19 protein-coding genes are annotated in these 22,098 nt (G+C 50.7%); 12 read left to right on the forward strand and 7 right to left on the reverse strand.

The features are described from left to right. Positions 1-19: 19 nt before the first annotated feature. The 4 genes from ileS (at position 20) to ispH (ending at position 4,957) form a co-directional block, all read left to right on the forward strand. Entirely contained in the window at positions 20-2,863 is a 2,844-nt protein-coding gene (ileS, locus tag EA26_RS03450) for an isoleucine--tRNA ligase (protein ID WP_039424162.1), read from the forward strand. 78 nt (positions 2,864-2,941) lie between these two features. Beyond that, on the forward strand, positions 2,942-3,445 hold the full coding sequence (lspA, locus tag EA26_RS03455) for a signal peptidase II (RefSeq protein ID WP_039424165.1): 504 nt from the start codon (positions 2,942-2,944) through the stop codon (positions 3,443-3,445). A 96-nt stretch (positions 3,446-3,541) separates the two neighbouring features. Continuing rightward, positions 3,542-3,973: an FKBP-type peptidyl-prolyl cis-trans isomerase gene (gene fkpB / locus EA26_RS03460; RefSeq protein ID WP_039424167.1), complete on the forward strand. Its 432-nt coding sequence runs from the start codon at positions 3,542-3,544 to the stop codon at positions 3,971-3,973. A 21-nt stretch (positions 3,974-3,994) separates the two neighbouring features. Next, the gene (gene ispH, locus EA26_RS03465; protein ID WP_039424171.1) at positions 3,995-4,957 is read left to right on the forward strand and encodes a 4-hydroxy-3-methylbut-2-enyl diphosphate reductase; all 963 of its coding nucleotides are present in this window, start codon (positions 3,995-3,997) and stop codon (positions 4,955-4,957) included. Between the two features lie 81 nt (positions 4,958-5,038). Here ispH and btsR read toward each other — a convergent pair whose 3' ends face one another. The 3 genes from btsR to EA26_RS03480 form a co-directional block, all read right to left on the reverse strand. Then, positions 5,039-5,767: a two-component system response regulator BtsR gene (gene btsR, locus EA26_RS03470; RefSeq protein ID WP_039424173.1), complete on the reverse strand. Its 729-nt coding sequence runs from the start codon at positions 5,765-5,767 to the stop codon at positions 5,039-5,041. A 26-nt stretch (positions 5,768-5,793) separates the two neighbouring features. Next, positions 5,794-7,473, reverse strand: coding sequence for a sensor histidine kinase (locus EA26_RS03475; RefSeq protein WP_039424175.1), 1,680 nt, complete (start codon positions 7,471-7,473; stop codon positions 5,794-5,796). 97 nt (positions 7,474-7,570) lie between these two features. Continuing rightward, positions 7,571-9,055 carry a carbon starvation CstA family protein gene (locus EA26_RS03480; protein ID WP_039424177.1) on the reverse strand — a complete coding sequence of 495 codons (1,485 nt, stop codon included), beginning with the start codon at positions 9,053-9,055 and terminating at the stop codon, positions 7,571-7,573. A 45-nt stretch (positions 9,056-9,100) separates the two neighbouring features. Between EA26_RS03480 and EA26_RS21855 the strand changes: the two genes are divergently transcribed. The 3 genes from EA26_RS21855 (at position 9,101) to EA26_RS03490 (ending at position 11,537) form a co-directional block, all read left to right on the forward strand. Then, the gene (locus EA26_RS21855) at positions 9,101-9,265 is read left to right on the forward strand and encodes a hypothetical protein (protein WP_156111784.1); all 165 of its coding nucleotides are present in this window, start codon (positions 9,101-9,103) and stop codon (positions 9,263-9,265) included. A gap of 36 nt (positions 9,266-9,301) precedes the next feature. After that, a complete protein-coding gene (locus EA26_RS03485; RefSeq protein WP_039424179.1) occupies positions 9,302-9,643 on the forward strand; it encodes a DUF2799 domain-containing protein in 342 nt (113 codons plus the stop codon). 64 nt (positions 9,644-9,707) lie between these two features. After that, entirely contained in the window at positions 9,708-11,537 is a 1,830-nt protein-coding gene (locus tag EA26_RS03490; protein WP_039424183.1) for a cation:proton antiporter, read from the forward strand. An 83-nt stretch (positions 11,538-11,620) separates the two neighbouring features. On the opposite strand, the gene EA26_RS03495 is transcribed toward EA26_RS03490, so the two are convergent. Then, entirely contained in the window at positions 11,621-12,733 is a 1,113-nt protein-coding gene (locus EA26_RS03495) for an anhydro-N-acetylmuramic acid kinase (protein ID WP_039424185.1), read from the reverse strand. Positions 12,734-12,837: 104 nt separating this feature from the next. On the opposite strand from EA26_RS03495, the gene nagZ reads away from it, so the two are divergent. The 3 genes from nagZ to tyrA all read left to right on the forward strand — a co-directional run bounded on the left by nagZ (position 12,838) and on the right by tyrA (position 16,233). Further along, entirely contained in the window at positions 12,838-13,821 is a 984-nt protein-coding gene (nagZ, locus tag EA26_RS03500; RefSeq protein WP_039424187.1) for a beta-N-acetylhexosaminidase, read from the forward strand. Between the two features lie 195 nt (positions 13,822-14,016). Continuing rightward, the gene (locus EA26_RS03505; protein ID WP_039424190.1) at positions 14,017-15,087 is read left to right on the forward strand and encodes a 3-deoxy-7-phosphoheptulonate synthase; all 1,071 of its coding nucleotides are present in this window, start codon (positions 14,017-14,019) and stop codon (positions 15,085-15,087) included. An 18-nt stretch (positions 15,088-15,105) separates the two neighbouring features. Continuing rightward, entirely contained in the window at positions 15,106-16,233 is a 1,128-nt protein-coding gene (gene tyrA / locus EA26_RS03510; RefSeq protein ID WP_039424193.1) for a bifunctional chorismate mutase/prephenate dehydrogenase, read from the forward strand. Between the two features lie 69 nt (positions 16,234-16,302). On the opposite strand, the gene EA26_RS03515 is transcribed toward tyrA, so the two are convergent. The 3 genes from EA26_RS03515 to ettA all read right to left on the reverse strand — a co-directional run bounded on the left by EA26_RS03515 (position 16,303) and on the right by ettA (position 19,492). After that, positions 16,303-17,307 (reverse strand): M23 family metallopeptidase, encoded by a 1,005-nt coding sequence (locus tag EA26_RS03515; RefSeq protein ID WP_039424197.1) that lies wholly within the window; start codon positions 17,305-17,307, stop codon positions 16,303-16,305. A gap of 27 nt (positions 17,308-17,334) precedes the next feature. Continuing rightward, positions 17,335-17,709: a PilZ domain-containing protein gene (locus EA26_RS03520; RefSeq protein WP_039424200.1), complete on the reverse strand. Its 375-nt coding sequence runs from the start codon at positions 17,707-17,709 to the stop codon at positions 17,335-17,337. Positions 17,710-17,824: 115 nt separating this feature from the next. Continuing rightward, positions 17,825-19,492 carry an energy-dependent translational throttle protein EttA gene (gene ettA, locus EA26_RS03525; protein WP_039424203.1) on the reverse strand — a complete coding sequence of 556 codons (1,668 nt, stop codon included), beginning with the start codon at positions 19,490-19,492 and terminating at the stop codon, positions 17,825-17,827. A gap of 320 nt (positions 19,493-19,812) precedes the next feature. On the opposite strand from ettA, the gene sltY reads away from it, so the two are divergent. Both sltY and trpR read left to right on the forward strand, forming a co-directional pair. Next, positions 19,813-21,771, forward strand: a complete 1,959-nt coding sequence (gene sltY, locus EA26_RS03530; protein WP_039424206.1) for a murein transglycosylase — start codon at positions 19,813-19,815, stop codon at positions 21,769-21,771. A 12-nt stretch (positions 21,772-21,783) separates the two neighbouring features. Further along, positions 21,784-22,092 (forward strand): trp operon repressor, encoded by a 309-nt coding sequence (gene trpR, locus EA26_RS03535; RefSeq protein WP_039424208.1) that lies wholly within the window; start codon positions 21,784-21,786, stop codon positions 22,090-22,092. Positions 22,093-22,098 lie beyond the last annotated feature (6 nt).

Consider the following 22,098-nt stretch of genomic DNA (forward strand, 5'->3'; position numbering starts at 1 on the left):
ATAACGGAATTAAGAATCGATGAGTGAGTATAAAGATACCCTGAACTTACCTGAAACAGGGTTTCCGATGCGCGGCGATCTGGCTAAACGTGAGCCAGAAATGCTAAAGCGTTGGTATCAAGAAGACCTTTACGGAGCCATCCGTGAAGCGAAAAAAGGCAAGAAATCATTTGTATTGCATGATGGTCCTCCTTATGCAAACGGTGATATTCACATTGGTCACGCACTAAACAAGATTCTTAAAGACATTATTATTAAATCCAAAACACTTTCAGGTTTTGACGCACCTTACATTCCAGGTTGGGACTGCCACGGTCTACCTATCGAACTGATGGTTGAAAAGAAAGTCGGCAAACCGGGCCAAAAAGTGACCGCAGCCGAGTTTCGTGAAAAATGCCGTGAATACGCAGCAGGCCAAGTGGAAGGGCAAAAAGAGAGCTTTAAGCGTCTTGGTATCATGGGCGAGTGGGACAAACCATACCGCACTATGGATTTCGCCACTGAAGCCAACATCATCCGTGCGCTGGGTAAAATTGCCGACAACGGCCACTTACTGAAAGGGTTTAAACCGGTTCACTGGTGTACCGATTGTGGCAGCGCACTGGCAGAAGCGGAAGTGGAATACAAAAACAAAGTTTCTCCTTCTATCGACGTTCGTTTTAAAGCGGCTGATGAAGCGGCGCTGCTGGCGAAATTTGCTTTAAATGAAGGCCACGAAGGCCACGGTGACGTCTCGATCGTTATCTGGACAACCACGCCTTGGACACTGCCTGCTAACCGCGCAGTGTGTTTGCGTGAGGATCTTGAATACGTACTGATCCAAGTTGAGGGCGATGCGGCTTCAGAGCGTCAACCTGAGCGTATTATCGTTGCGGCTGAACTGGCCAAAGAGGTGATGGATCGCGCGGGTATCGAGCACTTCCACAACCTTGGTTTTGCCAAAGGTGCGGATCTTGAACTGGTTCAGTTCCAACACCCATTCTACGCGTTTACCGTGCCTGCGATCCTTGGCGATCACGTCACCACCGATTCGGGTACTGGTGTGGTTCATACTGCTCCAGGACACGGTCAAGAAGACTTTGCAGTCGGCCAAAAATATGGCCTTGAAGTGGCAAATCCTGTGGGCTCAAACGGCGTGTACCTACCAGACACTGAACTGTTTGCCGGTCAACACGTCTTCAAAGCGAATGATGCTGTCGTCGAAACGCTAAAAGAAAAAGGCGCATTGCTGCATCATCACGCTTACGAGCATAGCTACCCGCACTGCTGGCGTCACAAAACGCCCATCATCTTCCGCGCGACCCCTCAGTGGTTCGTTTCGATGGACCAAGCCGGTCTACGTGCCAAAGCACTAGAGTCGATCAAAGGCGTTCAGTGGATGCCGGAGTGGGGTCAAAGCCGCATTGAAGGGATGATCGAAGGTCGCCCAGAATGGTGTATCTCACGTCAACGTACTTGGGGTGTGCCCATTGCCCTGTTCGTGCACAAAGAAACCGCAGAATTGCATCCAAACTCGCTTGAGCTGATTGAAAAAGTGGCTCAAGTGGTTGAACAAAAAGGCATTCAAGCGTGGTGGGATCTTGACGCCGCAGAACTGCTCGGCGAAGAAGCGTCGCAGTATGAAAAAGTACTCGATACCTTAGACGTTTGGTTTGATTCTGGCGTAACACACTACGCAGTCGTTGATAAACGCGAAGAGTTCAACGGCGCACAAGCAGACATGTACCTTGAAGGTTCGGACCAACATCGTGGTTGGTTCCAGTCTTCGCTGATCTCCTCGATCGCGATGAAAGGCAAAGCGCCTTACAAGCAAGTATTGACGCACGGTTTCGTGGTCGATGGCCAAGGCCGTAAGATGTCAAAATCGATCGGTAACGTGGTCGCACCAAAAGATGTCACCAACAAGCTAGGTGCAGATATCCTGCGTCTGTGGGTTGCTTCAACTGACTATACGGGCGAAGTGGCGGTTTCTGATGAAATCCTCAAGCGTTCAGCCGATGCTTACCGTCGTATCCGTAACACGGCGCGTTTCTTCTTGGCGAACTTGAACGGTTTCAATCCAGAAACGGATATCGTGCCCGCTGATGAAATGGTTGCGCTGGATCGCTGGGCGGTAGGTCGTGCATTAGCGGCGCAGAACGAGATCGTCAAAGCGTATGAAGAGTACAACACGCACGGCGTGACGCAGCGTCTGATGCACTTCTGTTCTATCGAGATGGGTTCATTCTATCTTGACGTGATCAAAGACCGTCAGTACACCGCGAAGCGTGGTGGTCATGCACAGCGCAGCTGTCAGACCGCGCTGTACTACATCGTCGAGGCGTTGGTACGTTGGATGGCGCCAATCATGTCGTTTACTGCCGATGAAATCTGGAACCAGATGCCGGGTGAGCGTGACAAGTTTGTCTTCACTGGTGAATGGTTCGATGGTCTGTTTGGCCTTGCAGAGGGTGAAGAGCTCAACAATGCATTCTGGTCTGAAATCCAGAAAGTGCGTGGTGCGGTCAACAAACTGCTTGAAGCGGCACGCAGCGAGAAGACCATCGGTGGCTCACTACAAGCGGAACTGACGCTGTTTGCCAGCGACGATCTTGCAGCGAAAATCAACAAACTTGACGATGAGCTGCGCTTCGTTCTGCTGACTTCGGCCGCCACCGTTAAACCGCTGGGCGAGAAGTCAGACGCGGCGCAAGCCACCGACATTGAAGGTCTGTTTGTCGAAGTGCGTGCAACGGAAGCTGAGAAGTGTGACCGTTGTTGGCACCACACGCCAGACGTTGGCACTATCGCAGGTCACGAAAAAATCTGTGGCCGCTGTGTCTCTAACGTCGATGGCGAAGGCGAAGTGCGTAAGTTTGCCTAATTGTCGGCGAGCGAAAGACTGAACTTTTTATCGTAATTGCAGCCCCAGTATTCACTGGGGCTATTTTTAGGAATTAAGATGAGCGAAAAAGCACTGACGTTAAAGCAATCTGGGGTGCGCTGGCTGTGGTTAGCCTTTGTGGTGTTTGTGGCCGATATTGGCATCAAATTTGTGGTGATGGAGAAGATGGGTTACGGCTGGGCCAATCGCATTGAAGTCCTGCCATTCTTTAATTTGCTGTATGTGCATAACTATGGCGCCGCTTTCAGTTTTCTCAGTGATCAAGAGGGTTGGCAACGTTGGTTGTTCACCGGTATTGCTTTTGCGGTTACGGGCCTGTTGACCTATTGGATGAGCAAACTCTCGACGAAAGAAAAATGGAACAACATTGCTTATGCGATGATTATTGGCGGAGCCGTAGGCAACGTCTTTGATCGTTTAGTACACGGTTTTGTGGTCGATTACTTGGACTTTTTCTGGGGTAACTACCACTGGCCAGCTTTTAACTTAGCCGATGCAGCCATCTGCCTTGGCGCCGCGATGATCATCTTAGATGGCTTTCGTCGCAAAGAATCTCAATAAAAACCAATAACCCTAAGCGCTGCCCGTTGATTCGGTCAGCGCTTTTGTCTATAACGAGCAAGCAACTGCCACCGTTTTCTACAAGGAAGCCGTAACGTGACCACTATTACCCAACAATCTGCCGTAACGCTGCACTTTACGATCAAAATGAAAGACGGCTCTATCGCCGATAGCACGCACAATATGGGCAAACCAGCGAAGTTTGTCATGGGCGATGGCAGCCTGAGTGACAACTTCGAGCAGTGTCTGCTTGGGTTGCAAGCGGGCGAAAACAAGTCAATTGAACTCAAAGCGCAAGATGCTTTTGGGTTGCCCAATCCGGATCATATCCACCACATGGACCGCGCACGTTTTGTTGGCGATGCCGCGGTGGAAGTCGGTACGATCATGGCCTTTGCCGGACCCGATGGGATGGAGATCCCAGGCATCATTACCGAAATCGCCGGAGACTCGGTGACGGTTGATTTTAACCACCCACTCGCCGGGCAAGATGTGACTTTTGAAGTTGAAATTTTGTCAGTAGAATAGCCAGCCAAAAGATAACTACCCATGAGCAATGAAATGAAAATCCTGTTAGCCAACCCGCGTGGATTCTGTGCCGGAGTCGATCGTGCCATCAGCATTGTTGAGCGCGCACTGGAATTGTATCAGCCGCCGATTTATGTTCGCCATGAAGTGGTGCACAACCGTTTTGTGGTCGAAGGGCTGAAGCAACGCGGTGCGGTGTTTGTGGAGGAGCTTCATGAAGTGCCGGATAACAACATCGTCATTTTCTCTGCTCATGGTGTTTCTCAAGCCGTGCGTCAGGAAGCGAAAGAGCGCGATCTCACCGTGTTCGATGCGACCTGTCCTCTGGTCACTAAAGTGCACATGGAGGTGGCGCGCGCCAGTCGCCGCAGTATGGAAGTGGTGCTGATTGGCCACGCCGGTCATCCGGAAGTCGAAGGCACCATGGGACAGTACGCCAGCCAGCATGGCGGCATGTATCTGGTTGAAAAACCGGAAGATGTTATTGGCCTTAAAGCAGTGGTGAAAGATCCGAGCAATCTGCATTACGTCAGTCAAACCACCTTGTCAGTTGATGAGACCGCCGATGTGATTGATGAACTGCGCCGCGTGTTCCCTGATATCCAAGGCCCACGCAAAGACGATATCTGCTACGCGACACAAAACCGTCAAGATGCGGTGCGTGAGCTAGCCAGTGAGGTCGATGTGATGGTGGTGGTGGGTTCAAAGAACTCATCGAACTCAACACGCCTCAAAGAGCTTGCAGAAAAACTCGGCACGCCTGCCTATCTGACCGACTGCCCTCAGGATATACAGCCAGTGTGGTTTGACGGGAAAGTCAAAGTCGGTGTCACGGCTGGCGCCTCTGCGCCGGAAGAGTTGGTCAATCAGATCTTGGATCGCATCAAAGAGCTGGGCGCACAATCGGTTGAAGAGGTGCTAGGCCGCGAAGAGAATATGTTCTTTGAAGTGCCGAAAGAGCTGCAAATTAAGCAGGTTGATTAGAACGGTGAAACGAAGAAGGCGACCAATTGGGTCGCCTTTTGCATTTTTGCCACTTAGTGAGGCTACTGGTAATTAGTGTGGCTACTGGTAAATGCCAAGCATCTCTTTGAGTAATTTAAGATAGCGGCGACTGACCGGAATGGTAAAACCCGTGCGGGTGATGATTTCGGCTAAGCCATTTTCCAACAATTTGATTTCACTGATTGCTTTGATCGCCACCAAATATTGCCGGTGGCAGCGTACCAGTGGTGTTTTCTCTTCCAGCGTTTTTAACGTCAGTTGGGTACTGGCGGTTTGATTGATGGAGCGCACATGCACGCCACTAATATCGCTGTAAGCGCATTCGACGTTGTCCGTGGCCATGATCACAATCCGGTTGTGGCCGATACACGGGATTTGGTCCAGCGTTTCAGGGGCGATGCCGGACAAATGCTGGCTGAGCGCCGACTGGCTGGCGGCGCGATTGAGGCGCTTTACGGTCTTTTTCAGCCGCTCGGGGTCGACGGGTTTAAGCAGGTAATCAAAGGCATTGTCCTCAAACGCCTGAATCGCGTACTGATCGTAAGCGGTGACAAACACCACATACGGCATGGTTTCTGGGTCCATCATGCCGAGCAGCTCAATGCCAGTCACTTGGGGCATCTGAATGTCGAGAAACACCACATCGGGTTTGAGCTCGTTGATTTTCTTTAACCCCATGATGGCATTGGCCGCATCGCCAATCACCTCGATCTCACCCGTTTCACCCAGCAGCTCGCAAAGCTCGTCACGAGCAAAAGGTTCGTCATCAATTACCAGTGCGGTCAACATCCGTATAGTCCCTGTGTTACAGCTATTCAGCTCATCAACGCTGAGTGCGGAATGATAAAGGTCATTTTAGTAAATTGATGTGGTATCGCTTGAATTTTTAGTGCTGCATCATGACCAAAGTGATGACTCAAGCGTTTATCGACAATCTCCATGCCAAGCCCGGAGTGATCCTCACTCGGTGCTTGGTAACAACCTGCGTTGTCTTCAACGGTGATGGCGTAGCCTGTTGGGCTCTTTTCGCTGTAGATGCGCACTAAGCCGCCTTCGAGCAAGTTGGAAATACCATGCTTCACCGCATTTTCGACCAAAGGCTGCAAGGTAAAGCTCGGCAGTTTGACCTCCAGCAGTTCGGCGGCGATGTCGACTTCCACGTCGAGACGATCAGCAAAGCGCGCTTTTTCAATGCTCAGGTAGGCATTGACGTGTGCCAGCTCTTCTTTGAGCGTGACGGTATTGATGTTTTGCTTAAGGTTGCTGCGAAAGAAATGGGAGAGATTTTGTATCAGCTCGCGCGCTTTGTCAGGGTCGCGGCGGATCACGGCACTGATGGTATTGAGCGCGTTGAAGAGAAAGTGCGGGTTGACTTGCGCGTGCAGCAGTTTGATTTCCGATTGCGTCAGTAAGGTTTGTTGTTGTTGGTAATCGCCATAGAGAATTTGGCTGGAAAGCAACTGGGCAATGCCTTCTGCCATCGACATATTGATGGTGGAGAAGAGTTTACGTTTGGGCTCGTACAGCTTGATGGTGCCGACCACCTCTTTGCCAGCGCGCAGCGGAATGATCAACGCTGCGCCCAATTTACAGTCGGCAGCCAGTGAGCATTGATAGGGGCGCTCACTGCCATCGAGATAAATGATCGCATTTTGCGCCATCGAATCGAGCGTGCTTTGCGACGAGATTGGCGTGTTAGGCTTGTGGTGGTCATCACCAATACCGACAAACGCGAGGATCTTCTCTTGATCGGTAATCGCCACTGCGCCGACATTGGTCTCTTCGTAAACGATGCGGGCAATTTTTTCGGCATTGGTGCTGTTAAAGCCGCTGTGCAAGATACCGACCGAGCGATCGGCAATGGTCAGTGCGCGGCGGGAAAAGGTGGCGGAGTATTTTTCGAAGATGGTTTTTCTGTCTTGCAGAATGCTCATAAACAGTGCAGCGCCGACCGAGTTGGCAATGATCATCGGTGCGGCAATCGCCGACACCAGAGCGTAGGCTTCTGAGTAGGGTTTGGCGACCACCAGCAAGATGATCATCTGCATGATCTCGGCAAAAAAAGTGATGCCAAACACCACTGAAGGGTTAAACAGTTGTGCCCCTTTGTTTTTCTTGAGTAGATAGACATGCAATAGGCCACCGATCAGCCCTTCTGTCGTGGTGGAGATGGCGCAAGCGAGATCGGTAAAACCGCCTAAGGTGTAACGGTGGATACCGCCAGTAAAGCCAACCGCAAAACCAACCACTGGGCCGCCGAACAGCCCACCCATCACCGCACCAATTGCGCGAGTGTTGGCAATGGCATCATTGATATGCAGGCCAAAATAGGTGCCCAGAATACAAAAGGCAGAGAACAGCAGGTAGCAGAGCAAGCGGTGACTCAGGCGTGACGAGATGTTGAGCATCGGCAAGATGAGCGGGGTTTTACTCAGCATATAAGCCAACACCAAGTAAACACACATTTGCTGCAGTAGCGAGATAACCAGTTCCATAACGACTCTTCTGTGGCTGAACAGGGTTTATTGTATGGCAAAGAAAAAGAGTCTGCGACTGGGCAGACTCTTTGTTTAGGCACTCATGGCGTGGTGCTTACGCGGTTTCGGAAACGGCTTGTGGTTTTTCTTCATCCGCTAGCTCGCGCTCGCCTTTGCCTTTGGAGATTTTGATCACGTAGCCTGTTACCACCAGCGAGAAGATAAGGCCAGCAATGGTGGAAATCTGCATTGGTAAACCAAAGCCCAGCGCGCTGTTGTTGAGGATAAAGCTGACGCACACTGTGGTCATAAAGAAGGCTGGAACCGTGGTGATCCAGTGCAGCTTGTTGTGGCGTAGCAGGTAAGCCGATGCCGTCCACAGCATCATCACTGCGGTGGTTTGGTTGGCAAAACCGAAGTAGCGCCAGATGATACCAAAATCCACCTGAGTCAGAATCGCACCAAGGACGAACAGCGGAACGGCCATCAGTAGGCGATTGCGCAGAGTTTTCTGCTCCATGTTGAAGTATTCCGCTAAGATCAAACGGCTGGAACGAAACGCAGTGTCGCCCGAGGTGATTGGCAGAATCACTACACCCAAGAAGGCAATCACACCACCAAACACGCCAAGCAAACCAAATGACGCACTGTAGACCACGTTGCTAGGGCCGCCGTTTTTCACCGCTTCAGAAAGGGACTCCAGTGAACCAAAGAAAGACAGAGCAATGGCACACCAGATAAGTGCAATGATCCCTTCACCGATCATCGCGCCGTAGAAGACAAAGCGGCCATTTTTCTCATTTTCCATACAACGCGCCATCAGCGGTGATTGCGTGGCGTGGAAGCCAGAGATCGCACCACAAGCGATGGTGATAAACAGTGCAGGCCAGAGCGGCATATCGTTCGGGTTGAGGTTGGAGAACATGTCAGCGACTTGGAAATCCCCCATCACTGTGTGTTCAGGTGAAAGGGCAATCGCGGTCATCAGGCCAACCGACATGAAGATCAGCAGCGCGCCGAATAGTGGGTAAAAGCGGCCAATGATTTTGTCGACAGGCACAATCGTCGCGATGATGTAGTAAGCAAAAATGATCACCACCATGGTTGTCATGCTCACCGAGAAGCTGGTTTGATCGTTGATAAGGTTAGTAATCATGCCTGCTGGCGCAGACACAAACACCACACCGACCAGCAGCAACAAAACAATGGCAAAAATGTTCATGAAATGTTTAGCGCCATTGCCTAAGTAGCGGCCGGTGATGCTCGGCACAGAAGCGCCGCCGTTACGTACGGAGAGCATGCCAGAGAAGTAATCGTGCACCGCACCAGCAAAAATACAGCCGACCACAATCCACAACATGGCGGCCGGGCCGTAAAGAGCCCCCATGATCGGGCCAAAAATCGGGCCGACACCGGCGATATTCAGCAGTTGCACCAAATACACTTTGGGCGTTGACATCGGCACGTAGTCGACGCCATCGGTTTTGGTGTGGGCTGGAGTTTGGCGATGTTCGTTGATACCAAATACTTTCTCAACGAAAGCGCCGTAGATGAAGTATCCGCCAATCAGGGCAGCGACACAGGATAGAAACCACATCATAGCAATTTGTCCTTGGATAATAGTTAAGCTCAGGGTGGAGAGTAAGTGACTCTCTGCCCAGTTGCACTGGCTTCTAACTTGAGTGGTCGCATAGCCAGACGAGTGGTCGCTATGGCGACTCAGTGGTTTCTCGTCGGCGTGAGCGGTCTGCTGACGGGGCGAGTGGTTTATTTCGCGCTTGATGCGGCGAGTGGGGGATTTAAGTGGTAAGGTTATTGGATAAAACAATGAGTTAAGGAAAGAAAAATGAAACAGAGTGCATTAGCCTTGCTGCTGGTGGCCTTGGTCGGCTGCGCGTCGAGTACCGAAGAGTTGGCCAAAGCGGGCGAGTGGTATCAGGTCGGCTATCAAGATGGGGTGAATGGGCGCACCCAACGCAGCTTTAAAGCACTCGCTGCGCTGGGTGAGGTGAATAAAAGCGATTATGACCAAGGCTATCTGCAAGGCGTGGATGAATATTGCAACGCGGATTTTGCCTATCAAATTGGCCTGTCGGGCTCCTATTACGAAGGGGTGTGCGAAGGTACCGAACAGGCGCAGCGCTTTCGCATGGAGTGGCAACGTGGCTGGAATGAGTACCAGCAATGAAACGGTGATGGAACGACAAGAAACATAATCAACATCGATTGAGCGCAACAGCGAGGGCAGGGATATGCAAGCAGAAACCGCAGCACTTTGGCTAGCAGGAATTGGCGTCGTTGGGCTCGCCTGCCAATGGTTGGCATGGCGTTTAAAGCTTCCGGCCATTTTATATTTGTTGCTGGCGGGCTTGTTGGTCGGGCCCGTGAGCGGCCTGTTACAACCGGAGCAACTGCTTGGCGATTTGCTCTTTCCCATGGTGTCGCTGGCGGTGGCGGTGATTCTGTTTGAAGGCAGTCTGACACTTAACTTTCGTGAAATCCGTGGTGTAAGCAACACGGTGTGGAGCATAGTGACTGTGGGCGCCGTGGTTTCATGGGGATTGACCAGTAGCGCCACGCATTACTTACTCGGGTTTGATTGGCCCTTAGCACTGCTGTTTGGCAGTTTGACAGTGGTAACTGGCCCGACGGTGATTGTCCCCTTGCTACGAACGGTGCGCCCGAGTACGCGGCTGGCGAACATTTTGCGCTGGGAAGGGATCTTGATAGATCCGCTTGGCGCGCTGTTTGTCGTCATGGTGTATGAGTTTATTGTCTCGAGCAGCGAGACGCACAGCTTGATTGTCTTAGCCTGGATTTTGCTGATTGGCTTAGGCATTGGCATCGTTTCAGGGCAACTGTTGGCGACGGTTTTGCGTCGTGGTTGGTTACCTGAATATTTGCAGCCGTTTGCGGTCTTGACTATGGTGCTCGGCGTGTTTGCACTGTCGAATCATCTTGAACATGAGTCTGGTCTGCTCACCGTCACGGTCATGGGAATGTGGATCGCTAATGCCCGTGGAGTAGACATCAAGCACATTCTGCATTTTAAAGAGCACCTCACCATCTTATTTATCACCGGGCTGTTTATTCTGCTGGCGGCAAGAATCAAAGCGGACGACTTCGCCACTTTGGGCATCAGTGCGCTGTTGCTATTTGTGTTTATCCAGTTGGTGTCACGTCCGGCTTCGATTTTTATTGCCACGCTGCGCAGCTCTCTCAGCTTCAAGGAAAAAAGCTTTCTCGCTTGGGTTGCGCCGCGCGGTATTGTCGCGGCGTCCATCTCCTCGCTCTTCGCCATCAAGTTGGACTCGCTTGGCATGTCTGAAGCAGCATTACTGGTGCCACTGACCTTCATGGTGATCATCGGTACTGTGGTGTTGCAAAGCGCTTCGGCGCGGCCCATGGCAGTGGCACTCGGCTTGGCCGAACCCGCACCTAAAGGTTTTTTGATTATCGGGGCTAATGATGTGGCCCGCACACTGGCGCTGGCGATCAGCAAATACGATTGCCGTGTGATGCTGACGGATTCCAACTGGGATTACATTCGTCAAGCGAGAATGGCTGGGCTGGAGCATTACTACGGCAATCCGGTTTCTAGCCATGCAGATGAGTATTTGAATTTGATTGGCATTGGCCATGTGGTGGCACTGAGTCCAGACCGTTACTTTAACATCATGGCCTGTATGCATTTTATGAATGACTTCAGCGATAAGCGGATTTTCTGCTTGTATGACCAAGCCAGTAGCGCGTCGAGCAACGGTGACAAGCATGCCGTTTCAGAGGATTACAAAGGCTTGCCCTTTCTTGGCTCATCGGTCAGCTATAAGAAACTGGCCAGCTTGATCAATCAGGGGGCAGAAGTGCGACACACTAAGCTGAGTGACAACTACACTTACGCCGATTATCGGCAGACCCACGCAGCGAACTTCGTCTTGCCGCTGTTTGTGGTGGATGGCAACGGACGAGTGCAGATTTGCCACAATAGTGATCACTTTGCGCCCAAAGTCGGTGAAACGGTGGTTTCCTTGATTAAGGAGCAAACGGCGGAAAACAAAGTCAGCGAGAGCAAAGCGACTTAAAAAAGTGACCAGAGAAAAGTCAGCAGCAGAAAGCTCAGACAAAAAGGTGGCAGCTCAATCGGCCACCTTGCTCTTTTCTGCAGTTATGCTTTTGGATAAAGCACGCCAAGGCAGGCAAGGCGGCTTGCGCCTGTCACCTCAGGCAGATTGCTGGGCAGGCGATGCACGTGGCGATACGCCAGCCAAGCAAACGCCATAGCTTCCATGTTATCGCCATCGACGCCTTTCTCGCTCGTCGTCGCGACTTGCCACTGTGGCAAGCATTGCGCTAAGCGCTGCATCAAAAGTGGATTGCGCGCCCCGCCGCCACACACCAGCAGTTGCGGGTTCGCTCCAAAGGCATGTTTTTCGACTTCGTTGGCGATTGTTAGCGCCGAGTACTCGCACAAGGTGCGCTGCACATCTTCGACTGAGCAATCATGAGTGCCGATCATCCCATCCAGCCATTCGCTATTAAACAGCTCGCGCCCGGTACTTTTGGGGGGCTGCTTGGCCAAATAAGGCTCCTGTAACAGACGCGCCAGCAAGTGGCGATCCACTTCTCCTTGGCAGGCGAGTCGCGCGTCTTGGTCATAGCTTCGCTGCGTGTGCCTTTCACACCACGCATCCATTAGCATGTTGCCGGGGCCAGTATCATAACCGCAGACCCTTTGTTTTGGATGAAGCACGGAGATATTGGCGATGCCGCCGATGTTCAACACCACGGTAGTTGAGTCCTGCATGGCAAAGATGGCTTGGTGAAATGCCGGTACCAGCGGCGCACCTTGACCACCTAAAGCGATGTCTTTGCGACGAAAATCCGCCACGGTGTCAATCTCAGTGCGCACCGCGATAATATTGGCATCGCCCAGTTGAGTGGTAAACGGAGATGGCCCGGTGGGCTGGTGAAAAACAGTTTGCCCATGATTGCCAATCGCGCTCACTTGGCTGGCTTGTATGCCCGTTTTGTTCAGAAGTGCGAGTACGGCATCGGCAAACAGGTGGCCGAGTTGGTGGTCAAGCTCACCCAGAGTGCGCAAATCGGTACTTTGCCCAGTACAGACAGAAAGCAGTTGCCGCTTTAACGACGTTGGTAGTGGGTGATCGTGGTGCGCGAGCAAGCGCACTTGCCCTTGGTTGATTTCAACCAGCGCAGTGTCGACGCCATCCATGCTGGTTCCCGACATCACACCGATATACAGCTCTTTCTCTTGCATCCTGATTTCCCCGCCGTTTTTCCTCGTGCAAAGCATTGTAATGCAAATTCATTCGGAATAACCTCATTTAGTTTTAACCAATATCAGTTGTTTGGAGAGAGAAAATGGGACCGTTATGGGTAGATGTCGCAGGTTACGAACTGGATGCAGAAGATAAAGAAATTCTTGCTCATCCGACTGTTGGTGGCTTGATTCTGTTTACGCGCAATTATCACGACAGTCAGCAACTGCAAGCCTTAGTGGCGTCGATTCGCCGCACAGTCAAGCGCCCGTTTCTGATTGGCGTCGACCAAGAAGGTGGACGAGTACAGCGTTTTCGCGAAGGTTTCTCACCCATTCCTGCTGCGGCTGAATACGCCAAGCATGCGCAAGGGGAAGCACTCGCGCGCATGGGCGGTTGGTTGATGGCGGCCGAGCTGATTGCGCACGATATCGACCTCAGTTTTGCCCCGGTGCTGGATAAAGGCTTTGCCTGCAAAGCGATTGGTAATCGGGCCTTTGGTGAAGAGACACATACCATCTTGCGTCACAGCAGTGCTTATATGCAAGGGATGCGCAGTATCGGGATGGCGACTACAGGCAAGCACTTCCCCGGTCACGGTGGCGTGATTGCCGATTCGCACTTAGAGACACCGATTGATGAGCGCGATGACCTATGGCAAGAGGACATGGCGATTTTCAAAGCGCAAATTGAGGCAGGAATGTTGGATGCCATGATGCCCGCGCACGTTATCTATCCTCAGTATGATTCTCAGCCTGCCAGCGGATCATCATATTGGTTAAAACAGGTACTTCGCCAAGAATTGGGCTTTAAAGGGCTGATTTTCTCTGATGATCTTACTATGGAAGGCGCGGCTGTGATGGGAGGCCCAGCAGAGCGGGCCAAGCAAGCGTTACACGCCGGATGTGACATGCTACTGATGTGCAATAAGCGTGACGCGCAAGTCGCAGCGCTAGATAGTTTGCCCATCACTTCTGTGCCTAGCGCGGCAGCACTATTGAAGAAGCAGAGCTTTACTTTAGACGAGTTGACGCGCTCTCAAGAGTGGAAAACAGCTCGTGATGCCCTGCAGCGTTTGTTGCCATAAAAGTGAGAAAAGAACCGCTTAAGCGATGAATTCTCATCGATACGCATTTTATCTTTTGTGTAATTAAAAATTTACACTAAATGTTTTTTTATCTTTACGGTTGATTTTCTTTTCTAGCCTGTTATTTTGTCATCAAGGTTGATTGAGCTGCCTTATGGATTTTAGTTGTAAAAAATAATATACAGGTTGAGAGTTATGCGTAAAAGTGAGTTGAGTAATATTAATATCAGTGATGAACAGATTCTGATCACGCCCGATCAGTTAAAAGCCAAGTTGCCGCTCAGTGACAAAGCGCGTGGCTTTATTCAGCAATCACGCAATACCATCGCGAACATTATCCATAAGCAAGATCACCGCTTGCTGGTGGTTTGCGGCCCTTGCTCAATTCACGACCTTGCCGCGGCGAAGGATTATGCACGTCGATTAAAAGCACTCTCACAACAACTTGATGATCAACTGTATATTGTTATGCGTGTTTACTTTGAAAAGCCGCGCACCACTGTGGGTTGGAAGGGGCTGATTAACGATCCTCATCTGGATGGTAGTTTCGACATTGAACACGGCTTGCATGTCGGCCGTCAGCTTTTAGTGGAATTGGCTGAAATGGAGATCCCGCTCGCGACCGAAGCGCTCGACCCTATTAGCCCGCAGTACCTTGCTGATACCTTCAGTTGGGCCGCGATTGGAGCTCGAACCACGGAATCGCAAACTCACCGTGAAATGGCGAGTGGCCTTTCGATGCCAATTGGTTTCAAAAACGGCACTGATGGCAGTTTGTCTACGGCGATCAATGCGATGCAAGCGGCTTCGTCAAGCCACCGTTTTATGGGGATCAACAGCGAAGGTCAGGTGGCACTTCTGACTACGCAAGGCAACCCAAACGGTCACGTGATTTTGCGTGGCGGTAAGCAGACTAATTACGATTCAGTGTCCGTGACTGAGTGTGAGCAAGATATGGCGAAAATGGGCTTGGATGCGTCATTGATGGTCGATTGTAGTCACGCCAACTCACGTAAAGATTACCGTCGTCAGCCTTTGGTCGCGGAAGATGTGATTCATCAGATCCGCGAAGGCAACAAATCGATTATTGGTTTGATGATTGAAAGCCATATTAACGCAGGCAATCAATCGTCGGAACTGCCACTGAGTGAAATGCAATACGGGGTTTCTATCACCGACGCCTGTATTGATTGGGATACCACAGAGGCACTGCTGCGCAAAGCGCACAAAGAGCTAGTGCCATTTTTACAACAACGTCTGAAGTAACAGTAAACAAGGGATATCATGGCTGTTGAACTCAACGCATTGCGCGATCAAATTGATGCCGTCGACAAACAAATGCTGGAACTGCTCGCGCAGCGTCTCGCTTTGGTGGAAAAGGTGGGAGAAGTGAAAAGCCAGCACGGCTTGCCCATCTATGCCCCCGATCGAGAAGCGGCCATGCTGGCATCACGCCGAGCAGAAGCTCAGGCAATGGGCATTCCCCCGCAATTGATTGAAGATATTTTGCGTCGTGTGATGCGCGAGTCCTACGCCAGTGAAAAAGATTCCGGTTTCAAGTGCCTCAATCCAGAACTGCGCTCGGTGGTGATCATTGGTGGTCATGGCCAATTGGGTGGGTTGTTTGCGCGCATGTTCCGTTTGTCAGGTTACGGCGTAAAAGTGTTGGGTAGCCAAGATTGGCCACGTGCCGATGAGATCCTTGATGGCGCGGGCTTAGTGGTTGTCACTGTGCCGATTCATTTAACCCAAGGCGTGATCGATAAGTTAGGGAATCTGCCGCAAGACTGCATTTTGTGCGACCTGACCTCCATCAAAGCCAAGCCATTGCAGGCGATGCTCAATGTGCATCGCGGGCCAGTTGTCGGCTTACACCCGATGTTTGGCCCAGACGTACCGAGCTTGGCCAAGCAGGTGATTGTCTGCTGCGATGGCCGAGACAGCGAAGCCTATCAGTGGCTATTGCAACAGTTTGTTATTTGGGGAGCGAGCGTGTGTCAAATCGATGCGGCGGAGCATGATCATGGCATGACCTTGATCCAAGCGCTACGCCACTTTACCTCGTTCGCTTACGGGATGCATTTGAGCAAAGAGAATCCGAGCCTAGACAAGTTGATGAAACTCAGCTCACCGATTTATCGCTTAGAGCTGGCGATGGTCGGCAGGCTTTTTGCCCAGGATCCGAATCTGTACGGCGACATCATTCTCTCTTCCGAAGAGAATATTGAGATGATCAAACGTTTCCATCAACGCTTTGGTGATGCGCTTGCTCTGCTTGAGCAGCATGATAAAAGCAGTTTTGTTGAGAGCTTCAAACAGGTCAGCCAGTGGTTTGGCAGCTATTCGCAGCAATTTATGGCCGAGAGCCAAAACTTGCTTAAACAAGCGAATGATAACATTCATCGCGGATGAGGCCGTTGCCTTCGTGACCCAAAACGAAAAGAGCAGCGCGAAGCTGCTCTTTTGTTATTGGCGGTTTGGTTAGTTGGTTTGCAGTGGCTCGACACTGGGCGTTTCTTCGCTGGCAACCGTTTCGATGCTCGCATCGCGATAGGGTGAATTAGTCAGATTGACTTGCAGGCGCACCACGCTGCTGATCATCTCCACCAAAGGTGCCCACTTCACTGTTTTCTCTTTTTCAAACAGATGATTGAAGTTTTCTGGTGTCCAATCCATCAAGTATTGCGGGTTAAGTGCCCGACCAAGAAAACGCACTTCGTAATGCAGGTGAGGGCCCGTGGAATTGCCAGAGTTTCCACAGGTGGCAATCACATCACCTTTACTGACGAACTGGCCACTTTTCACTTTGAAATGCTGCAAATGCGCATAGGAACTCATAAAACCAAAAGAGTGACGCATGGTCAGGAAGTTGCCAAAACCGTTTTTGCTCGGGCGCACCGTTTCTACCACACCATCAGCCGGCGCGACGATCTCTTCGCCGCGTTTACAGGTGAGATCAATCCCCGTGTGTGTGTGGCGTTTTCCGGTGATCGGGTTAGTGCGACGACCAAAAGAGGAGGAGATGCGCTGATAAGCCATCGGCGTATCATTAGGCAATAGGCGGAACATGGTCGCGCGCACCGCTGAGTCGACCGCCGCGGCATCGATGCGGTTCTCGAGATTGGCTTCGTCAATCAGCAGCTCTTCGTCGGCAAGACCGAGCACGGATTCCACATCAAAGACACGTTTGCCAAGTAATTGGATTTGATTGCTTTTCTCGGTCAAGGATTGGGAAAGCGTGTGGTTTACATCCAACTGCTCTTGATATTCCATCTCTAACTGCTGCTTTTCAGCAGTGAGATGAGCGATTTGTGACTGCAGAGACTGCGATTCACCGCTTTGCTTTTGGTACAAATACCAACCACCACCGAGTGAGATCGGCAGGGCGGTCAGGGAAAGCAAAATGGTAAAGACAGTGCCTTTAGCCAAATAAAAAAACTGATCCCCATTTTGAGTGGGGATCTGCATGGTAATTTTCTTGGACATCGTTACTTCGACTTATCGAGCAGACAATTAGTCTTCAAGCTCACCGAGATCAGAGAGAAATTCTATTTCTCTGTGCAGGAGAGCATCATCACCGACATTGAGTTCAACCAAGCGTTTCAAATGGCTGATACTTTCGATATCAATGTGATTAATCTTAAGTCTAATCGTCTGTTGATCAAAGCCTACTACCGCTGCTTCGAGACTAATATCAATATCACTATCTGAAAGTGTGAAGTACACCAACACCAGATCGTCGTTGTTTAACGTGTGAATTGAGTCTGTTCGCAATAACAACCCGTGCAATGAGAGATCCTGAATGGTGGTGTCTAGCACCAGATCACCTTGCACCAGACGCGCTGGAACTTGATAGATAATTCGGGAAAATCGACGTCGTTCAGCCATGTTTACTCTCTCAATTGACGATTCAGGGCTGCTTGGCAACAGGAAACATAAGACCGTGTTTGCAATAAAGGCCGCTATATTAGCGGCCCTTGCACAAATTTCAAGCAGTAATGAGTTATTTGGTAATACGCTTGTATTTGATACGGTGAGGCTCTGCTGCCGCTGGACCAAGGGTCTTTTTCAGCCACTCCATGTACTCAGTATAGTTGCCTTCGTAGAAGTTGACCTGACCTTCATCACGGTAATCAATGATGTGCGTGGCGATACGGTCAAGGAACCAACGGTCGTGCGAGATCACCATGGCACAGCCAGGGAACTCAAGCAACGCTTCTTCCAACGCACGCAGTGTTTCAACATCGAGATCGTTGGTCGGTTCGTCGAGTAGCAGAACGTTGCCGCCTGCTTTTAGTAGCTTCGCCAAGTGCACGCGGTTGCGCTCACCACCGGATAGCTCACCGATGATCTTCTGTTGATCGACGCCTTTGAAGTTGAAGCGAGAGCAGTAGGCACGCGCTTGGATTTCAAAGTTATTGATCTTGATGATATCAGCGCCTTCAGAGATCTCTTTGAACACGGTGTTTTTGTCGTTCATCGAATCACGGAACTGATCAACCGACGCCAGTTTCACCGTATCACCCATTTCGATGGTGCCGGAATCGGGTTGTTCAACACCGCTGAGCATCTTGAACAGTGTCGATTTACCCGCGCCGTTCGCACCAATGATGCCGACGATGGCGCCTTTAGGAATGCTGAAAGAAAGGTTGTCGATCAACACGCGACCGTCAAACGATTTGGTCAGGTTTTTCACTTCGATGACTTTATCACCTAAGCGCTCACCTGGCGGAATGAAGAGCTCGTTGGTCTCATTACGTTTTTGATGGTCAGTGCTTTGTAGCTCTTCAAAGCGAGCCATACGCGCTTTTGATTTTGCCTGACGGCCTTTTGGATTCTGGCGAACCCATTCCAGCTCTTTCTCAATGGTTTTTTGGCGCGCTTTTTCTTGAGACGCTTCTTGTTGCAGACGCGCATCCTTCTGTTCTAGCCAAGAGGTGTAGTTGCCTTGCCAAGGAATACCTTCACCACGGTCCAGTTCCAGAATCCAGCCAGCGGCGTTATCTAGGAAGTAACGGTCGTGGGTGATGGCCACTACGGTACCGGAGTAATCCACTAAGAAGCGCTCTAGCCAAGCCACTGACTCTGCGTCCAAGTGGTTGGTTGGTTCGTCGAGCAGCAACATGTCTGGTTTTTCCAGCAACAGGCGACAAATCGCAACGCGGCGACGTTCACCACCCGACAAGTGGGCAATTTTTTGATCCCATTCTGGCAGGCGTAGTGCATCTGCTGCACGCTCCAGCGCGTTGTCGAGGTTGTGACCGTCTTTGGCTTGGATCAACGCTTCTAATTCGCCTTGCTCTTTGGCCAGTGCATCAAAATCTGCATCCGGATCAGCGTAGGCCGCATAAACCTCATCCAAACGTTTCAGCGCGCCAGCGACATCACCAACCGCTTCTTCGACCACTTCACGTACGGTTTTGCTCTCGTCTAGCACAGGTTCCTGTGGCAGATAGCCAACTTTTAATCCCGGCTGAGGACGTGCTTCACCGTCAATATCGGTGTCGATGCCCGCCATGATGCGTAGCAGGGTAGATTTACCAGAACCGTTTAGACCCAAGACACCGATTTTTGCGCCTGGGAAGAAGCTAAGAGAAATGTCTTTCAGAATTTGACGCTTAGGTGGCACGATTTTGCTCACCCGCGACATGGTATATACGTATTCAGCCATTGCCGATCGTTCCTAAGATTAAAATCCACGTAAGACCGCCATTTTATATCAACTGACGCCCGTTTGTTACTGTCGAAGGTGATTTTAGTCGCCTAGAATCAAAGCGCAATCTGACTGGCGATGGTCTGTCAGGTGTTGGTCAAGTGAGTTTCCCCTCCAACGGTGTTTCATTAAAATGAAATCACTATTATTTACATCTGTCACCTTTACAAAGGTGTAATGAATAAGAGTAAATAGATGCATATCGTCGCTTGCGCCTCTTAAAAAGCAAGAGGGCTTAAGATCGGGAATTTAGAAGTGACGACAAAACGTCAGAGGATATGACTCTAATGAGACTGAATTTTTTAAGACTGCCCAAACCTTGTCGAGCTTTGGTGGGTCTTTTGTGTGGGCTGACTGGAGTAACGGTGAGCGCCGCTGATATCGCGAGCTTGGAAAAGCAGAGAGAAATGTATCAACAAGCGCAACAAAGTCTAGACAACAAAGATCTAGAGGAATTTGCCAAGTTGCGTCCGCAATTGGACAGTTATGCCTTAACTCCTTATCTCGATTACCGTGTTTTTTTGCTGCAACTGAAAGACAAAACGCCAGCTGAGGTGGAACATTTTATTGCCCAATCAGAGGATTATCCTTTCTCTGGGCGTATTCGTGCACCTTATCTTGATGCGCTTTATCAAGCGCAGGATTGGAAAAATGTCCTGACGTTTCAACGCCAAGAGCCTAATGGAGAGAGTTATCAGTGCATTTACTACTATGCGCATTACCAGCAAGGGGCGCGAGATAAAGCCTTTGCCGCAGCCAAACGGCTATGGTTGAGCGGTCAAGGGGTAGCGGATGAGTGCGATCACCTGTTTGCCGTTTGGGAGCAAGCCGGTCTTCGCAGTGATGAACTCATCTTGCAGCGCATGTTACTGGCGTTTGAAGAGAAAAATGGCAACTTGATGACTTACCTGATGAAGTTGCCACAGAGTGCTAAGGCGCAGAAGCAAGCGCAGCAGATGAAAGCGTTATTTACTCAACCTGAATCGGTTGCTGAGTTTGCCAAAAAAAGCAAAGCCAACGATTTCAACCGTATGCAAGTGGTGCACGCGTTTAAAAAACTAGCCCGCAAGGATGTGGTCGGGGCACAAGCCGTCTTGAGTGATGTGGTCAAAGCGCAAAAAATACCCAAGCCACAAGCGCAAGAGTTGGCAGAGTATGTGGCATTTCGCTTGATCAATACGGACGATGCGAAACTAGCGGCGTGGAGAGACAAGACACTAGCCCAGTCATCACGGCAGACATTGATTGAAAGGCGCGTGCGCTTAGCGATACAAGAGGCCGATTGGGCGGGCGTGCGGCAGTGGATTTTACGTCTGGATGACGAACATCGCCAATCGCTTCGTTGGCAATATTGGTTGGGGCGTAGCGACATCGCGCTTGGCAAAATAACGCAAGGTAAACAGCGTTTAGAGTCACTGCTCGGGCAGCGCAATTTTTACAGCGTGGCGGCCGCCAAAGAGGTCGGGCAGTCGATTGAATATCCCGTCACGACCTTAACACTGGAGAGCGAACGGATCGCCCCTTTTCGAACATCGCTACAGCGGATCGAAGAGTTGATCGCACTGGATAAAATTGCCGCCGCGAAGAGCGAGTGGCGTTACTTGCTCTCGCGAACTGACGATGACACCCAAGCGATGCTTGCCGTGTACGCCGCTTCCAAGCGTTGGTACCATTTAACCGTTACCGCCAGTATTTCTGCCAAAATGTGGGACAATGTGGAAGTGCGTTTTCCCGTAGCGCATCGCTGGTGGTTTAATTTTTACGCCAATAAACACAATATTGATCCGATCACCTTGATGTCTCTGGCAAGGCAAGAGAGCGCGATGGATGTGGAAGCAAGATCGCCAGTCGGTGCGCGCGGCATCATGCAGATCATGCCCTCAACGGCGCGCTACACCGCGAAGAAATATCAGTTGAGTTACACCGGAGAGGACGAGTTATATCAGGTGGGGAAAAACATCGAAATTGGCAGCCACTATTTGAATGGGCTCCTTGAGCAGTACGATAATAATCGAATTTTTGCGTTTGCGGCTTATAATGCCGGACCTAACCGAGTAAATAGCTGGCGTGAGCGCACGGGCGGAAAATTGGATGCGTACGCCTTTATCGAAGCGATTCCGTTTAAAGAGACCCGTGGCTACGTGCAAAATATCCTGATGTTTGAGAACTACTATCGGGATATTTTGGGGGTTGATGGTGCGTTTCTCAATCAGCATGAACTCGAAACCAAGTATTGAAGTAGGTAGAGAATGTCGCAGCAACCCGAGTATTCAGACTGGCAGCAAATCATTGAACTGGTTAAACACAGTGTCGAGCAGGGGCAGCATGAGATGTTGCTGACCATGTTGATGACCCCGGATGAAAGAGAAGCGTTGCTTTCTCGGGTGAACATTGTGCGCGAGTTGTTGAAAGGCGAGCTTTCTCAGCGTCAGATCAGTCAACTGCTGGGCGTTGGCGTGGCAACAATTACCCGTGGTTCTAACGAACTCAAAGCGCGTTCTGATGAAGAGAAAGCGGTGTTAATGACCTTGCTGGAGGCCAATAAAAAAGGCGGATAATCCGCC

It is taken from the genome of Vibrio navarrensis, from assembly GCF_000764325.1.
Classification (GTDB): domain Bacteria; phylum Pseudomonadota; class Gammaproteobacteria; order Enterobacterales; family Vibrionaceae; genus Vibrio; species Vibrio navarrensis.

What these genes read in the sequence shown, in the direction of transcription:
- ispH (WP_039424171.1), top strand. Translation starts at nt 3,995, where the DNA reads ATGAGCAATGAAATGAAAATCCTGTTAGCCAACCCGCGTGGATTCTGT.
- EA26_RS03490 (WP_039424183.1), top strand. Translation starts at nt 9,708, where the DNA reads ATGCAAGCAGAAACCGCAGCACTTTGGCTAGCAGGAATTGGCGTCGTT.
- ileS (WP_039424162.1), top strand. Translation starts at nt 20, where the DNA reads ATGAGTGAGTATAAAGATACCCTGAACTTACCTGAAACAGGGTTTCCG.
- sltY (WP_039424206.1), top strand. Translation starts at nt 19,813, where the DNA reads ATGACTCTAATGAGACTGAATTTTTTAAGACTGCCCAAACCTTGTCGA.
- EA26_RS03475 (WP_039424175.1), bottom strand. Translation starts at nt 7,473, where the DNA reads ATGGAACTGGTTATCTCGCTACTGCAGCAAATGTGTGTTTACTTGGTG.
- trpR (WP_039424208.1), top strand. Translation starts at nt 21,784, where the DNA reads ATGTCGCAGCAACCCGAGTATTCAGACTGGCAGCAAATCATTGAACTG.
- EA26_RS03520 (WP_039424200.1), bottom strand. Translation starts at nt 17,709, where the DNA reads ATGGCTGAACGACGTCGATTTTCCCGAATTATCTATCAAGTTCCAGCG.
- EA26_RS03485 (WP_039424179.1), top strand. Translation starts at nt 9,302, where the DNA reads ATGAAACAGAGTGCATTAGCCTTGCTGCTGGTGGCCTTGGTCGGCTGC.
- btsR (WP_039424173.1), bottom strand. Translation starts at nt 5,767, where the DNA reads ATGTTGACCGCACTGGTAATTGATGACGAACCTTTTGCTCGTGACGAG.
- tyrA (WP_039424193.1), top strand. Translation starts at nt 15,106, where the DNA reads ATGGCTGTTGAACTCAACGCATTGCGCGATCAAATTGATGCCGTCGAC.
- ettA (WP_039424203.1), bottom strand. Translation starts at nt 19,492, where the DNA reads ATGGCTGAATACGTATATACCATGTCGCGGGTGAGCAAAATCGTGCCA.
- nagZ (WP_039424187.1), top strand. Translation starts at nt 12,838, where the DNA reads ATGGGACCGTTATGGGTAGATGTCGCAGGTTACGAACTGGATGCAGAA.
- EA26_RS03495 (WP_039424185.1), bottom strand. Translation starts at nt 12,733, where the DNA reads ATGCAAGAGAAAGAGCTGTATATCGGTGTGATGTCGGGAACCAGCATG.
- lspA (WP_039424165.1), top strand. Translation starts at nt 2,942, where the DNA reads ATGAGCGAAAAAGCACTGACGTTAAAGCAATCTGGGGTGCGCTGGCTG.
- EA26_RS03515 (WP_039424197.1), bottom strand. Translation starts at nt 17,307, where the DNA reads ATGTCCAAGAAAATTACCATGCAGATCCCCACTCAAAATGGGGATCAG.
- EA26_RS03480 (WP_039424177.1), bottom strand. Translation starts at nt 9,055, where the DNA reads ATGATGTGGTTTCTATCCTGTGTCGCTGCCCTGATTGGCGGATACTTC.
- EA26_RS03505 (WP_039424190.1), top strand. Translation starts at nt 14,017, where the DNA reads ATGCGTAAAAGTGAGTTGAGTAATATTAATATCAGTGATGAACAGATT.